Below are 13901 nucleotides of genomic sequence, written 5' to 3'. Positions count from 1 at the left end.
GAACCCAACCAACGAGCACCGGGCCGCGGCGTGCGGTCCGGCAACCCTTCATGTCGAATGCGGTCTGGTGATCGCGGGAGATTTCCGATGTCCGATCTCGACCTTTGCTACATGCCGGCGCATGAGGCGCTACGGCTGTTCAAGGCGAAGAAACTCTCGCCCGTCGAGTTGATGCGGGCCACCATCCACCGCGCCGAAGCTACCAGATCGGCGATCAACTGCTTTACTTTCACGCATTTCGAGGAGGCGATGAAGCTGGCCGCCAAGGCCGAGGCGAAATACGCCAGGGGCGCCAGGACCGGCGCGCTCGAAGGGCTGCCGATCGGCATCAAGGACGAGAGCTATATCAAGGGCAAGCCGACATCGCATGGTTCGCTGCTGTCCAGGGATGCCATAGGCGGCCACACTTCGACGATGAACGAGCGCATCATCAAGGCCGGCGGCATCGTACATGCCCGCACGGCGACGCCGGAGTTCAGCTGCGCCGGCTATACCTGGTCGAAGCGGTGGGGCGTAACCCGCAACCCGTGGAATCCGGATTTTACGCCGGGCGGTTCATCGGGCGGTGCGGCAGCGACACTGGCCTCCGGCACATCATCGATCGCCACCGGCTCGGACATTGCGGGATCGATCCGTATACCCGCCTCGGCCTGTGGTCTCGTCGGCTTCAAGCCGCCTTACGGGCGCAATCCCGACGAGCCGCCCTTCAACCTCGATTTCTATTGCCACACCGGACCGCTGGCGCGAAACGTCAGGGATGCGATCCTGCTTCAGAATGTCATGGCCGGGCCGAGTCCGCTCGACATCGCCACGCTTCGCCCCAAGCTGCGCCTGCCGCTCGACTACAAGCCGATCAAGGGCTGGAAGATCGCCTTCTCGATGGATCTCGGTTCCTTTGAAGTCGACCCTGACGTGCGGAAAAACACGCTCGCCGCCTGCGACGTGTTCCGTTCGCTCGGGGCGACGGTCGTGGAAGTCGATCTCGGTTGGGATGACCGGGTTCTCAAGGCGGGAATGGCCTATCTCGATCATCTTTTCGGCGCGTCGCTGTCGCAACTGCTCAAGGAGCATGACAGCGAGATGACCAGCTATGCCAGGCGCTTCGCCGAGGACGGGCAAAGGTCGAAGGCCACCGACTTCGTCGCGACGCTGGACGTGGCGGCCCGGATGTATCAGACACTGGGGCCGTTGCTGGAAACCTACGATGTGCTGATCTGCCCGACCAACGCGCTTCCCGCGGTGCCGGCGGAATTCGACCAGACGACGGGCACCGTCGAAATCAACGGCAGAGAAGTCAATCCTTCGCTGGGCTGGGTGATGACGACGCCGTTCAACATGCTGAGCCGTTGCCCGGTGCTTTCCATCCCTTCGGGCCGGGCGGCGAGCGGTGTGCCGACGGGCTTCCAGATCGTCGGCCGCACCTATTGCGATGCAGATGTCTTCCGGGCGGCGATGGCCTATGAAACCGCGCGGGGGCAATGGTACACAAGCGCGGGGACACGCCCGTCGCTTTGACCGCTCAAGGAAGGGGATGAGATGGTTCAACGCAAGGCCACGGCAAAAAGCACGGCGGCGACGGCCAAGGGCAGGGCGTCGGCCAACGATGCCCCGCCCAGGGACCGCCGGCGCGAGCGCGGTGAAGCGAGCGTGCAGCGCATCATTGACGCCACCATCGAGCTCATAGCCGAGGAGGGGCTGGCGAGCGTCACCATGCAGCGCATCGCCGAGCATGTTGGCTCGTCCAACGCGTTGGTGGTTTTCCACTTTCGCAGCAAGGAGAACCTTTTCCGCGCCGTGCTGCAATATCTGAGTGATCAATATGAAGAACTGTGGCTGACACTGGTCCGCGCGCCCGGCCTGTCGCCGGTTGAAAAGCTGTTGGGCGCGGTCGGCTGCGCGCAGGAATTCGCGCGGCAGCATCCGAAATGGGTGTCGGTATTCGTCGCCTTCTCCAGTGATCGCAAGAGTATGCAGATCTACAATGAAATCGGCCTGCCCAGCGATCTCGCCTACACCGCCGAAGCCCGCGAACTGCTGGTCGAGATTTCACGTGACGGCGGTTATACCGGCGTCGATATACACACGCTGTCGGAGAGCCTGAACTACCTGGTTCACGGCGCCTGGTACTGGGATCATCTCAATCCGGCCGGCCGCGACACCGACGTGTTGCGCAAGACCATGCTGCTCCTGCTGCATCAGGCCTTTCCACGGCATTTCGACTTGATGCCTTAGCAGGGGCGCTGCCGCAGATGACAGCCAGCCTGGCGCTTCTGGGCCAGGTACTCATCGATCAGCTGGCGGTAGCGCACCTTGCCGAAGCTCGGGAAATGGCCGCCATGCACCACCGAGACATCGAGGTCGCGCATCGCGAGCAGTGTTTCCATGTAGTCCGGTATGTCCGAGTGGTAGACGTCGTCGATCAGCGGGCCGTCATAGATGATGTCGCCGGACAGCAGGATGCCGGTCTTTTTCTCGTGGAGCGCGATGCCACCGGGCGAATGGCCCGGCGTGTGGACGACCTCGAAGACACGGTCGCCGAGATCCACAATGTCGCCATGCTCAAGCAGACGGCCGGCCGGCGCGGGCCTGATGCTGTAGCGTGCCGTGTCCCAGCCATGCGGCTGGCGATCGAACATCTCGTCCGTGGCATAGGTGCCTGCAGCGGTCCATTCGTTGCGCGGATCGGCAAGAATCTTCGCCTCGGCGCTGTGCACGCAACGCTCGGGAAATTCATGGTGGCAGCCGATATGATCGAAATGCGTATGGCTGGCGACGCAGGTCAGCTTGCGCTCGCTCACCAAAGGCACATGCCGCCTGAGGCTGAAATGGCCAAGCCCGGTGTCGAACAGAAGATCACGGTCACGGCCGCGCACATGCCACATGTTGCAGCGGAAGAACGGCTTGATCCAGGGCTCATGGATCAGCGTCACACCGTCGGCCATGCGGATGGTTTCATACCAGTCCGGCGCCTCGATGACCGGCAGCATGCTCATCCCTCAGTTCGCCAGCAGGATCATGTCGCCAGCCTGGCATGAAATCGCGACCGTGTCGCCGGTCTGGACGGTGGCGGAAGCCGGAGCCTTGGCGATGAACCGCAGTGCCGCATCCACGGTCGAGGTGGCCAGCACCCGTTTGAAGCTGCCCTGGAATACGACGTCGCTGATTTTTGCCATGCCGAGCCCGACGCCGCCTTCATTGGCGCCGAGGACAAGATGTTCCGGACGGATGGCGAGGGCAATTTGCGCCCCGGCCTGCGCGGCGCCGGGCACACAGACCGAGCCGATCGGGGTTGCCACGGTCGCGGTGCCGCCCTTTGCCTCAGCCACGGTTCCGGAAAGGATCGTGCTCTCGCCCATGAAAGTCGCCGCGAAACGCGTCGACGGCCTGGCATAGACGCGCTCGGGCGGCCCTTCGTCCTCGATGCGGCCGTCGTTCATCACCACGCAATGGTCGGCCAGCGCCATCGCTTCTTCCTGGTCGTGGGTGACATGGATGAAGGCGGTGCCGACCCGCTTCTGGATCGCCTTCAGCTCGTCCTGCATCTGCCGGCGCAGTTTGAGGTCGAGCGCACCGAGCGGCTCGTCGAGCAAAAGCACCGCGGGCTCGATGACCAGCGCGCGCGCCAGCGCCACGCGCTGCCGCTGGCCGCCGGAAAGCTGGTGCGGTTTCTTGTCGAAGGCGGCGGCCAGGTCGACCAGCGCCAGCGCCTCACGCGCCCTGGCGGCGCGGGTCGCGCCGTCGACGCCTTGCATACGCAGCCCAAAGCCGACATTGCCGCCGACGCTCATATGCGGAAACAACGCATAATCCTGGAACACCGTCGTCGTCGGGCGCCTGGCCGGTGGCACGGACGTGCAGTCCTCGCCGCGGATGTACACCTTGCCTTGGCTCGGGGTGACGAAGCCGCCCAGGATGGACAGCAGCGTCGTCTTGCCTGACCCCGATGGCCCGAGCAGGATCGTGTAGCTACCCGGTTCGATCCGCAGCGAGACGTCCTTCAGCACCGCCAGCTGCCCAAAACGGTGGGAGACGTTTCGGATATCGACCAGAGGCGCGGTCATGTCTTTCTCCGGCGCAGCAATGTCAGTTCGAACAGCACCACCAGCACGATGGAAACGGCGAAGACCAGCGAACCGACCGCATTTGTCTTGGGGTTGAGGCCGGAACGCAGCAGGTTCCAGATTTCGACCGGCAGCGTGGTGTCGAAGCGGGTCAGAAGGAAGGAGATCACGAATTCATCCCAGGAGAAGGTCATCGACAGGAAGAAGCCGGCGAAGATCGCCGGTGCCATGACCGGCACGGTGATCAGCAGCAGCACCTTCCATTCCGGAGCGCCGAGATCGCGCGCGGCGCGCTCGATGTTGATCTGATGGTCCCCCATCTGGCTGTAGATGATGGCGAAGCAGAGCGGCAGGTTGATCACGACATGGCCGATGCCGGCCGCCAGCAGCGACTTCGGCACGCCGGCCCAGTTGAACAGAACCAGCAGTCCCATGCCGATGATGAGATAGCTGACCGTCAGGGGCAGCGTGATCAGCCCGCGCAGCAAGCCCGAACCGGGCAGCACGAACCGCGCGAACCCCCAGGCGCAGAGGAAGCCGAGCGTGACGGCGGCCAGCGACGAGACAGAGGCCACCAGCAGCGAATTGACCAGCGCCGAAGTCAACCGCGCGTCGGAAAGTACCGCCTCGTACCAGCGCAATGACGGCCCGGTGAACGGCGGAATGGGGAAGGATGTCGACTGCAGAGAAAACAGCACCAGCACGACAACCGGCAGGAAGATGAAGCCGTAGACGGCAAGCGCATAGAGCCAGGAAACGATGCGGACAGACTGGCGCATTGTCAGGCCCGCTCGATCTTCAGCCAGCGCGCGCAGGCGAGGTAGGCGACGGTTACCACCGCCATCAGGATGATCGACAGCGCCGAGGCCAGCGGAAAATCGCCGCGCCGGCCGATCTGCATCATCACCAGCTGCGGCATCAGCAGCTCGTTGTTGCCGCCCAGGATCTGCGGCGTGATGTAATCTCCGATGCACAGCACGAAGGTGAGGAAGGCGCCGACCATGATGCCGGGCAAGGTGAGCGGCAAGATGACATGCAGGAAGGTGCGCACCGGCCCGGCGCCGAGATCGGCGGCGGCCTTGCGGTAGCTCGGGCTGAGCTGCTTCAGATTGGCGAAGATGGTCAGCGTCAGCAACATGACGAAGAAATGCACGAAGCCGGTGACGGTGGCTAGCCGAGTGTTGGCGAGCTGTAGCGGCTCGGTGATCAGGCCGGTGCCGGTCAGCGCGCGGTTGATGACGCCATTCTGTGCCAGCACCAGCAGCCAGGAATAGGAGCGTACGACATAGGACGTCCAGAACGGCAGCACGGCCAGCATCAGCGCCAGCCTTTGCCAGCGTTCCGGCACCTGTTCGGCAAGAATCCAGGCGAAGGGATAGGCGAGCAGCACAGAGACCACGGTGACGATCGCCGTCACCTGCAGCGAGTTCACCATCGCCTGCCAGTAGGAGGGGTTGGCGAAGAATTGGCTGTAGTTGCCGAGCGTGAAGCCGCCGCCTTCATGCGCCGTCAGGCTGGAAAACCCCATGGCAAGGAACGGCAGCACGAAGAACAGCAGCGTCCAGCCGAGCGCCGGAGTGACCAGCGCCCAGGGCAAGGCGCGGCCCGCCCGGGGCAGGGCAGAGCCCGCCCGGGGCAGGGGATTGTCTCCAGCCGGGCTCACGAGCGGTATCGGCTCATTTTGCCTGCAGCATTTCGGTCCACATGTCCTGCATCTTCTTGTCGAGGTCGGCGCTTGGCGCCGGATAGGCCTGAGCGCGGGCGAGGAATCCCGGCTGTTCGTCGAAGCGCAGAACTTTCTTTTGGTCGTCGGTGAGGGCGGCCTTGGTGTTCGACGGCATGCCCCAATAGCAGGAGGAGGTGGCGAGCCGCGCCTGGCCTTCCGGGCTCATAATGTACTGGATGAACTTCAGCGCCATGTCCTTGTTCTTGGAATCCTTGAACATGGCCAGCGACTGCGACCACAGCACCGCACCCTCCTTCGGGATCGAGAAGTCGAGCGCCGGGTTCTCCTTGGCGAGGCCCGCTGTGACCCATTCGCCGCCGCCAACCAATATGTCGACTTCGCCGGTGGCGAGCGCCGTCTGGCTGGCGGTCACCTCGCCGACCAGCTTGGCATTGGCCTTCATCTTGAGCAATTCGTCCTTGAGGGCGGGAAGGTCGGCCTCGGTGAGGTCCGACGTCTTCTTGCCGATGGCGAGCGCCGCCATGCCGATGACCGGCAAATAGTAGTCGTAAATGGCGACCTTGCCCTTGTATTTGTCTGATGTCAGCGACGCGAGGGACTGCATGTCGGCCGGATCGACCTTGGTCTTGTTGAAGCCGATTGTGTTGTAGCCGAACTTTTCGGTGATGCCGTAGCGCTTGCCGTCGACGACGGTGGACTTGTCCATCTTCACCTGTGGGAACAGGTCGGCCAGCGGCAGCTTGTCTTCGGGCAGCGGCTCGAACAGGCCTTTTTCGACGCCGCGCGGCACGTCGATGCTGTCGATCACCATCACGTCCCAATCCCCAGGCTGCGACTGCTCGACGATGGCGAGCCCCGCACCGGTGCCCTCGAACTCCTTGACGTTGACCTTGACGTTGTTGGCCGCCTCGAAGGGCTGCAGCAGCGCCGGATCGGAATGATCGCACCAGATCAGCGCATTGAGATCGGCGGCCTGGGCACCGGCCGCTGCGAGTAGCAACGCGGCGGCAGCGCAAGCAGCTGCGAGGTTGGACTTCAGGGTGGAAAGCGGATTCCGGGTATTGCTGGTCATCGAGTGTTCTCCCTGCCTTGCTGGCTTGTTGGAGAAAACTTGAACCAATTCCAAAATTGAGTCAATTATGATTTTCTGGCAAAGAGGCCGATATGAGTGGATTGCGCGAAAGACAGAAGGCGGACCGGCACCGCCGCATCATCGAGGCGGCGGCAGCACTTTTCCGCGAAGCCGGCTATGAGGGCGCCAAGATCGAGGCGATCGCGGCACAAGCCGAAGTGTCGATCGGCACGATCTACAATTACTACGAAAACAAAGGCGACATCCTCGGCGCCATCGTCTCGCTCGAGGTCAACGAGGTGCTCAATGCCGGGCGCGGTGTCGTCGCCAGGCCGCAAGCCAATGTTGGCGACGCGCTTGACACCCTGGTCGGCATCTACATCGAGCATTCGCTGCACTATCTCAGCAAGGAGATGTGGCGGCAGGCGATGGCGATCTCGACGCAGCTGCCCGACAGCCCGTTCGGCCAGGCATACACCGCGCTCGACCGGGAGCTTACCGAGCAGATAAGCGCGTTGGTCGCCCGCCTCCAGGAAACAGGCTTGGTGCGCAAGGACTTGGACGGGGCGGCTTTGGGCGAACTGATCTTCAACAACATGAACATGATGTTCATCGAGTTCGTGAAACGCGACGAGGCCAAGATTCCGGAACTGCGCGCGGCGATAAGACGGCAGAACCGGATCTTGGTGGCGGCGATCGGCGTGTGAGAGACGGACCTGTCAGGAGGTGGCGGGAATAATCGCCGTTGTAGGAGTCAGACGCCGTTTCCACGCCATCGCGCCTCTTGAGTTGAATTTGAAATCTGATACAACCTGGAAGGGCATTAAATGGGGGAGGGGTAAATGGGGGCGTTTTCCATCTGGCATTGGGTAATCGTGCTGCTGTTGATCGGCGTGCCGGTTTTCTTTGCCGTTCGATCTGCCGCGAAGCCGTCACGGAATCCTGAGGCTCTCGTGGGCTTCGGTGGATGGCTGATGCTGCTGGCGATCGGCCAGGCATTATCACCGCTGCGCACACTCGCCGACTTTGCAAACTCCGCCGACGGCTACCAGCAGCTCATGACCCTCTCAAATGGGCCGCTGGCGGTGTATGGCGAGGTCGCCCTTAATCTGGCATTTCTGGCGCTTCAGCTGGTTGTGCTCGTTTCGATGCTGCGGCGAAGCCACCGCTTTCCGCAATTGTTTCTTTTCCAGTGGGTTGCGATCCCGGTCGTGTTCATCCTGGACACGATCTGGATCGTGTCGAGTCTGGGCGTTCCGGTGAATCAGGTGCTTGCAGGCGATGCGCTGGTGGCGCCGATCGCCTCGTTTGTTGGGACCGGCATCTGGGTCGCTTATGTCTATAAGTCGGTCAGGGTGAGGGATACGTTCATCAGGACGAACGCATCTGAGCAAATTGCGAGCGCTTCATAGGGAAAATCGGCGCTCAGGGCCGTGCCCGGAAGGGCTTCAAGCTCTCGGAGGATCGCTGGTCAGAACTGGTGCCCCCGGACGGAATCGAACCGCCGACCTTCGGTTTACAAAACCGCTGCTCTACCAGCTGAGCTACAAGGGCACTTGCGCTCCGGTAGCATATTTGCTGCGCCAGTAAAGACAAAACTCCATTTTCGGTTACCCCAGCGGTGGATGACGCCGTGGCCGCACATGCTGAAATCCGCAAACGAGCTTCCTACATAAGGCGAAGGTGCAACTGCTTCGGACCGGAGTGTCGCATGATAAGGCTTGTCATTATCCTCCCCATCGTCGTCATCGCCTGGATGCTGCTGGTGAGGCTCATCAGCGATGTGAAGAAAGCCAATGTCGACTGGACCGGCGTGACCACCATCATCGGCTTCATCGCGCTCGCCTTCTGGCTTCGTCACATCACGGGCATGGGGTGAGGTGGTGGCACCACCTCCATCATCACCACGGCCACGGCAAGGTTATCATTTTCCTTTGCTGGAGGGACCCAATTCACCCAAGACGGGCGGCTTCGGCCGCCCTTTTTGTTCGAGGTGATTTTTGCGATCGTCGGGGCGAGATGAAAGATGCCGGATACTGGGACGGCCGGTAGGTCTCTGAAAAAATATTGAAAAAGGATCGAACCTTTTTCCTTGCCGCAACGACAGATGATCAAGAGGCGGATGGATCGCCTCGGTCAACGAAGCAAGGAGATCGTCATGTTCAAGCGCACACTCGTTTCCGGCCTCATCGCCACCACAGTTGCCGCCACCGCGTTGGTCGGCACCGTTCAGCCTTCAGCGGCTCATTCGCATCACCACGACCTCGGCATCGGCATCGCCGCCGGCGTCGGCGGGTTTGTCCTGGGCAGCCTGCTCGCTCAGCAGCCGCCGCGGACCGTCTATGTCGACGAAGACGGTGGTTCCTGGCACGTCCGCCGCTGCTTCGATCGTTATGCGAGTTATGATCCGGACTCCGACACCTATATCGGCCGCGACGGCTATAGCCACTATTGCCGGCTCTAAGAGGAGGACCGGTTCAACGGAAAGGGGGCTCATCCGGGCCCCTTTTTCCGTTGTCGTACAGATATTTACGGCGACGTTTTCGGGTTAGACTCGGAGATCGGTAATCCGGCCGCGCTGCAGGTGCTGCCGACGATATGCCTCGTTTCCGAAGCGTCGCCCATGGCGACGAGTTCGAAGCTGCTTCCCGAATCCGGGTAGATCTTGGCAATGAAGGCTTGGTCGCCGCCATAGCTGCCGGACGGATTCTTGCCGTTGACGAAGCCGCAGACGACGACCTCCTTGCGGCCGCTCAGCGTCCGTTCGCCCGCAAGCATCCTTCCGAACCTGGCGGAAGCAGGATCCGGCAAACGCTGACGGATGCCGGTGGTTATGATCTCCTCCAGGGCAAGCGGGATTGGAATGGGATCGACACGTTGGCCGCCGCCGACATCAGGTCGAGGTGCCGCCGCCACGCATCCGCAAAGTGAAGCGCTAAGCAAAAGCTGAACCGTTTTCCGCATCCGTGCCCTTTCGCACGCATTCGAACGCCACGGCAAGCCGGAGTCCGTGCCGCCGGCGGTGTACAGCGATTTTGCGAACGTCTAATCTTCTCATTCGAGCGCCAACGCAGGGGAGGGTGGCTTGGACGACAAGGACCCCAAGGAAGATCTGAGGGAAGATCTGATCGAGACGGTTTTCCGCAACGGCACCGTCACCACTGTCGGCATCCTGCTGGCATTTTCGCTTGGGTTCATCACTCATTGGGCCGCCAACCCGATCCCTTGGCGGGCCTACCATCTTGTCGCCGTTCTGCCGATCCTGGCCGGCATCGCCTTGCAGATGCGGGCCTTGTCCCTGTTGCTCGACATCGACTCCCTGCAGCGGCGAGTCTATGAACGCGCCAACCGCATCTTCATGGCCGGCCTCATCTTCACCGCCTGCGGTGTCGGCATGGCCATCCTGCTCGATTTCTTCGACATCGCGACCAAGAGCGCGCTGCCCGGGGCAAGCTGATCAGCCGGCTTGCTCGCCGCCGATCATCCTGGTCACCTCGGCCGCCGCGCTGCGCACCATCGGCCCGATCTCGGCCAGCCGCTCCGGCGTCACCCGCACGGTCGGCCCCGACACCGAGACGCCGCCGATCGGTTCGCCGAATTCGTTGAAGATGGCCGCCGCCACGCAGCGCATGCCTGGGTGCCGCTCCTCGTCATCGACCGACCAGCCACGCTGCTTGATGGCCGCGAGATCGTGGGCGAGGGCCGGGATCTCGGAAAGCGTCTTGTCCGTGAAGCGCTGCAGGCCGGCCTTGCGCAAGATGGTGCCGACCCGCTCCGGCTCCAGATGCGCCAGCACCGCCTTGCCGATGCCGGACGCATGGAAGGGGCTGCGTGTTCCTGGACGGAAGAAGGCGCGGATTGCCTGGTGCGTCTCGACCTGGCTGACAAACACCACGCAATCATCCTCGGCGACACCGAGATTGGCGGTCTCGCCGGTCTTCTCCATCAGTTCCTGCATGACGATGCGGGCACGGTCGACCAGCTTGCGGCGGCGCAGGAACGCCGCGCCCATGCGATAGGTCTCGACGCCGATCGACCACAACTGGTCTGAGGTGTCGAACTCGACCATGCCGTGGTTTTCGAGCGTCGTCAGCATGCGGTAGGCGGTGGAGGCGGCAAGGCCGCTCTGCGCCGCAATCTCGCTCAGCGACAGGCCGCTGCCCTCGGCGACAATGGCCAGGATACGCAAGGCCCGGTCGAGCGATTGCACCGAATTGGCTTCGCTGGGCCCGTTGAAAGCACGCGGACGGCCGCGCTGTCGTTTCTCGGTGGTTTCCATAGCAGCATTCTTGCCGATTTCACGAAACAAGCAATGAAAAAGTTTTTCACTCCGCTGAGGAGGTAAATTCTTGGAAAACCAAAAAACAAATAGAATCAGTGCGTACGCGCGGTTTTCTAGAAATGAAAAAATATTCTGAAAAAATTGAAAAATACCTGACTTGCTGAGATAACAGGCCACCCAACAATGACAAACCCTGTGGAGGGCGGAAAATGGCCAGAATGCGCGCTGTCGATGCCGCGGTTCTCGTTCTCGAAAAGGAAGGCATTTCCTGCGCCTTCGGCGTGCCGGGCGCGGCGATCAATCCGCTCTATTCGGCACTGAAGGCGCGAGGCACGATCCGCCATGTCCTGGCCCGCCACGTAGAGGGCGCCTCGCACATGGCTGAAGGTTATACCCGTGCCAAGGCGGGAAATATCGGGCTCTGCATCGGCACTTCGGGGCCGGCCGGCACCGACATGATCACCGGGCTTTACTCGGCGGCGGCCGATTCCATCCCGATCCTGTGCATCACCGGTCAGGCGCCGCGAGCCCGGCTGAACAAGGAAGATTTCCAGGCCGTCGACATATCAGCCATCGCTGCTCCCGTCGCCAAATGGGCGGTCACCGTCATGGAGCCTTATCTCGTGCCGATGGCGCTGCAGAAGGCGTTTCATCTCATGCGCTCGTCGCGGCCTGGCCCGGTGCTGATCGACCTACCGGTCGACGTGCAACTGGCCGAGATCGAATTCGACATCGATGCCTACGAGCCGCTGGCGCCGTTCAAGCCGGCAATGACCCGCGCCCAGGCCGAAAAGGCGCTGACGATGCTCAACGCGGCTGAAAAGCCATTGATCGTCGCCGGTGGCGGCATCATCAACGCCGATGCATCGGATCTGCTGATCGAATTCGCAGAAATCACCGGCGTCCCGGTCATCCCGACGCTGATGGGCTGGGGCGCCATCCCCGACGACCACCGGCTGATGGCCGGCATGTGCGGCCTGCAGACCTCGCACCGCTACGGCAATGCGACCATGCTCGAGGCCGATTTCGTCTTCGGCATCGGCAACCGCTGGGCCAACCGCCACACCGGTTCGGTCGACGTCTATACCAAGGGCAAAAAATTCATCCATGTCGACATCGAGCCCACTCAAATTGGCCGTGTCTTCGCGCCGGACCTCGGCGTCGTCTCGGATGCCGGTGCCGCGCTGAAGATACTGCTCGACGTCGCCACCGAGTGGAAGACGGCCGGCAAGCTGCGCGACTGGTCGGGCTGGGCAAAGGAATGCCAGGGGCGCAAGAAGACGATGAAGCGCAAGACGCATTTCGACCAGGTGCCGCTCAAGCCGCAGCGCGTCTATGAGGAGATGAACAAGGCGTTCGGCCGCGACGTCACCTATGTCACCACGATCGGTCTGTCGCAGATCGCCGGGGCGCAGTTCCTGCATGTCTACAAGCCGCGCAACTGGATCAATTGCGGCCAGGCCGGTCCGCTCGGCTGGACGCTGCCGGCAGCGCTTGGCGTGCGCGCCGCGGACCCGGACCGCACCATCGTGGCGCTGTCGGGCGACTATGATTTCCAGTTCATGATCGAGGAACTGGCGGTCGGCGCGCAGCACAAGCTGCCCTACATCCACGTCGTCGTGAACAACGCCTATCTCGGCCTGATCCGCCAGGCGCAGCGCGGCTTCTCGATGGACTATGAGGTGAGCCTGGCCTTCGAGAACATCAACCGATCAGGCGATCCCGAAGCCGGCTACGGCGTCGACCATGTCGCCGTTGCCGAGGCGATGGGCTGCAAGGCGGTCCGGGTGCGCAAGCCGGAAGAATTTGCCGGCGCCTTCAGGGAGGCGCAGCGGCTGATGAAGGAACACCAGGTCCCGGTCGTGCTCGAATTCATCCTCGAGCGGGTCACCAACATCTCCATGGGCACCGAGATCGACAAGATCACCGAATTCGAGGACCTTGCCGAACACCAGGAAGATGCTCCCACCGCGATCGTGATGTTGGATTAGGAGAAAAAGAATGCCGCGTTTTTCAGCCAACCTGTCGATGCTCTTTGGCGAGCATGATTTCCTCGACCGCTTCGACGCCGCCGCCCGCGCCGGCTTCAAGGGCGTCGAATATATCGGTCCTTACGATCATGCGCCGGAGGTGGTGGCGGCCAGGTTGAAGAAGAACGGCTTGACGCAGGTGCTGTTCAACCTGCCGGCTGGCGACTGGGCCAAGGGCGAGCGCGGCATCGCCGTGCTGCCGGAACGCGTGCCCGAATTCCGGCAGGGCATCGCCAAGGCGATCACCTATGCGCAGGCGCTGGGCTGCCCGCAGGTCAACTGCCTGGCCGGCATCGCGCCCGCCGGCGTCGACCGCAAGGTGCTCGAGGACGTTTTCGCCGAAAACCTCGCCTTTGCGGCTGAAAAGCTGGAACAGGCCGGCATCAAGCTTTTGATCGAGCCGATCAACACCCGCGATATCCCAGGTTTCTTCCTCAATTATTCGGACCAGGCTCTGGCGCTGATTGATCGCGTCGGCTCAAAAAACCTGTTCCTGCAATACGACATCTATCACATGCAGATCATGGAGGGGGATCTCGCCCGTAAAATCGAGGCAAACCTCGGCCGCATCGCGCATATCCAGCTTGCGGACAATCCCGGCCGCCACGAGCCGGGAACGGGCGAGATCAACTATCCCTTCCTCTACGACCACATCGACCGCATCGGCTATTCCGGCTGGATCGGCGCCGAATACAAGCCGAAGGCCGGCACGGAAGCCGGGCTAGGCTGGTTCCGGGATCTGGCCGGACAAGGAAGCGCGGCTGCTTAG

At 62.2% G+C, this 13901-nt stretch carries 16 protein-coding genes and 1 tRNA gene; 9 read left to right on the top strand and 8 right to left on the bottom strand.

Annotated features, from left to right (window positions below):
• The first annotated feature begins 87 nt into the window (after positions 1–87).
• Positions 88–1515 (top strand): amidase, encoded by a 1428-nt coding sequence (locus EB233_RS20375; protein WP_064991451.1) that lies wholly within the window; start codon positions 88–90, stop codon positions 1513–1515.
• 21 nt (positions 1516–1536) lie between these two features.
• Positions 1537–2232 (top strand): TetR/AcrR family transcriptional regulator, encoded by a 696-nt coding sequence (locus EB233_RS20370; RefSeq protein WP_064991450.1) that lies wholly within the window; start codon positions 1537–1539, stop codon positions 2230–2232.
• On the opposite strand, the gene EB233_RS20365 is transcribed toward EB233_RS20370, so the two are convergent.
• From EB233_RS20365 to EB233_RS20345, 5 genes are read right to left on the bottom strand one after another with little or no spacing between them, the layout of a single operon-like run.
• Positions 2229–2993, bottom strand: a complete 765-nt coding sequence (locus tag EB233_RS20365; RefSeq protein WP_064991449.1) for an MBL fold metallo-hydrolase — start codon at positions 2991–2993, stop codon at positions 2229–2231. The genes EB233_RS20370 and EB233_RS20365 overlap by 4 nt on opposite strands.
• Positions 2994–2996: 3 nt before the next feature.
• Complete coding sequence (locus EB233_RS20360) at positions 2997–4061, bottom strand: ABC transporter ATP-binding protein (RefSeq protein WP_064991448.1); 1065 nt, start codon at positions 4059–4061, stop codon at positions 2997–2999.
• Complete coding sequence (locus EB233_RS20355; RefSeq protein WP_064991447.1) at positions 4058–4840, bottom strand: ABC transporter permease; 783 nt, start codon at positions 4838–4840, stop codon at positions 4058–4060. The genes EB233_RS20360 and EB233_RS20355 overlap by 4 nt, the downstream gene beginning before the upstream one ends.
• Before the next feature lie 2 nt (positions 4841–4842).
• Positions 4843–5724 carry an ABC transporter permease gene (locus EB233_RS20350; RefSeq protein WP_081294273.1) on the bottom strand — a complete coding sequence of 294 codons (882 nt, stop codon included), beginning with the start codon at positions 5722–5724 and terminating at the stop codon, positions 4843–4845.
• A 13-nt stretch (positions 5725–5737) separates the two neighbouring features.
• Positions 5738–6820, bottom strand: a complete 1083-nt coding sequence (locus EB233_RS20345; protein WP_064991446.1) for a polyamine ABC transporter substrate-binding protein — start codon at positions 6818–6820, stop codon at positions 5738–5740.
• Positions 6821–6912: 92 nt separating this feature from the next.
• On the opposite strand from EB233_RS20345, the gene EB233_RS20340 reads away from it, so the two are divergent.
• Together EB233_RS20340 and EB233_RS20335 are read left to right on the top strand one after the other, a co-directional pair.
• On the top strand, positions 6913–7527 hold the full coding sequence (locus EB233_RS20340) for a TetR/AcrR family transcriptional regulator (protein WP_064991445.1): 615 nt from the start codon (positions 6913–6915) through the stop codon (positions 7525–7527).
• Positions 7528–7662: 135 nt separating this feature from the next.
• Positions 7663–8232 carry a DUF2569 family protein gene (locus EB233_RS20335; RefSeq protein WP_064991444.1) on the top strand — a complete coding sequence of 190 codons (570 nt, stop codon included), beginning with the start codon at positions 7663–7665 and terminating at the stop codon, positions 8230–8232.
• Between the two features lie 66 nt (positions 8233–8298).
• Here EB233_RS20335 and EB233_RS20330 read toward each other — a convergent pair.
• A tRNA-Thr gene (locus tag EB233_RS20330) sits at positions 8299–8374 on the bottom strand.
• Positions 8375–8531: 157 nt separating this feature from the next.
• Here EB233_RS20330 and EB233_RS20325 point away from each other — a divergent pair.
• Together EB233_RS20325 and EB233_RS20320 are read left to right on the top strand one after the other, a co-directional pair.
• On the top strand, positions 8532–8699 hold the full coding sequence (locus EB233_RS20325) for a hypothetical protein (protein ID WP_081294272.1): 168 nt from the start codon (positions 8532–8534) through the stop codon (positions 8697–8699).
• A gap of 279 nt (positions 8700–8978) precedes the next feature.
• Positions 8979–9284, top strand: coding sequence for a BA14K family protein (locus EB233_RS20320; protein WP_027051762.1), 306 nt, complete (start codon positions 8979–8981; stop codon positions 9282–9284).
• A 65-nt stretch (positions 9285–9349) separates the two neighbouring features.
• Here the strand turns inward: EB233_RS20320 and EB233_RS20315 are convergent, their stop codons facing one another.
• On the bottom strand, positions 9350–9736 hold the full coding sequence (locus EB233_RS20315; protein ID WP_244277793.1) for a hypothetical protein: 387 nt from the start codon (positions 9734–9736) through the stop codon (positions 9350–9352).
• Positions 9737–9905: 169 nt separating this feature from the next.
• On the opposite strand from EB233_RS20315, the gene EB233_RS20310 reads away from it, so the two are divergent.
• Positions 9906–10277: a hypothetical protein gene (locus EB233_RS20310; protein WP_064991442.1), complete on the top strand. Its 372-nt coding sequence runs from the start codon at positions 9906–9908 to the stop codon at positions 10275–10277.
• Here the strand turns inward: EB233_RS20310 and bhcR are convergent, their stop codons facing one another.
• Positions 10278–11099, bottom strand: coding sequence for an HTH-type transcriptional regulator BhcR (bhcR, locus tag EB233_RS20305; protein ID WP_064991441.1), 822 nt, complete (start codon positions 11097–11099; stop codon positions 10278–10280). It abuts the gene before it with no gap.
• Between the two features lie 212 nt (positions 11100–11311).
• Between bhcR and gcl the strand changes: the two genes are divergently transcribed.
• Both gcl and otnI read left to right on the top strand, forming a co-directional pair.
• A complete protein-coding gene (gcl, locus tag EB233_RS20300) occupies positions 11312–13093 on the top strand; it encodes a glyoxylate carboligase (RefSeq protein ID WP_064991440.1) in 1782 nt (593 codons plus the stop codon).
• Between the two features lie 10 nt (positions 13094–13103).
• Entirely contained in the window at positions 13104–13901 is a 798-nt protein-coding gene (gene otnI, locus EB233_RS20295) for a 2-oxo-tetronate isomerase (protein ID WP_064991439.1), read from the top strand.

Source organism: Mesorhizobium erdmanii (genome assembly GCF_013170725.1).
Lineage (GTDB): Bacteria > Pseudomonadota > Alphaproteobacteria > Rhizobiales > Rhizobiaceae > Mesorhizobium > Mesorhizobium erdmanii.
The sequence above is the reverse complement of the archived record's forward strand: the minus strand, read 5'-3'. Positions and strand labels throughout refer to the sequence as shown.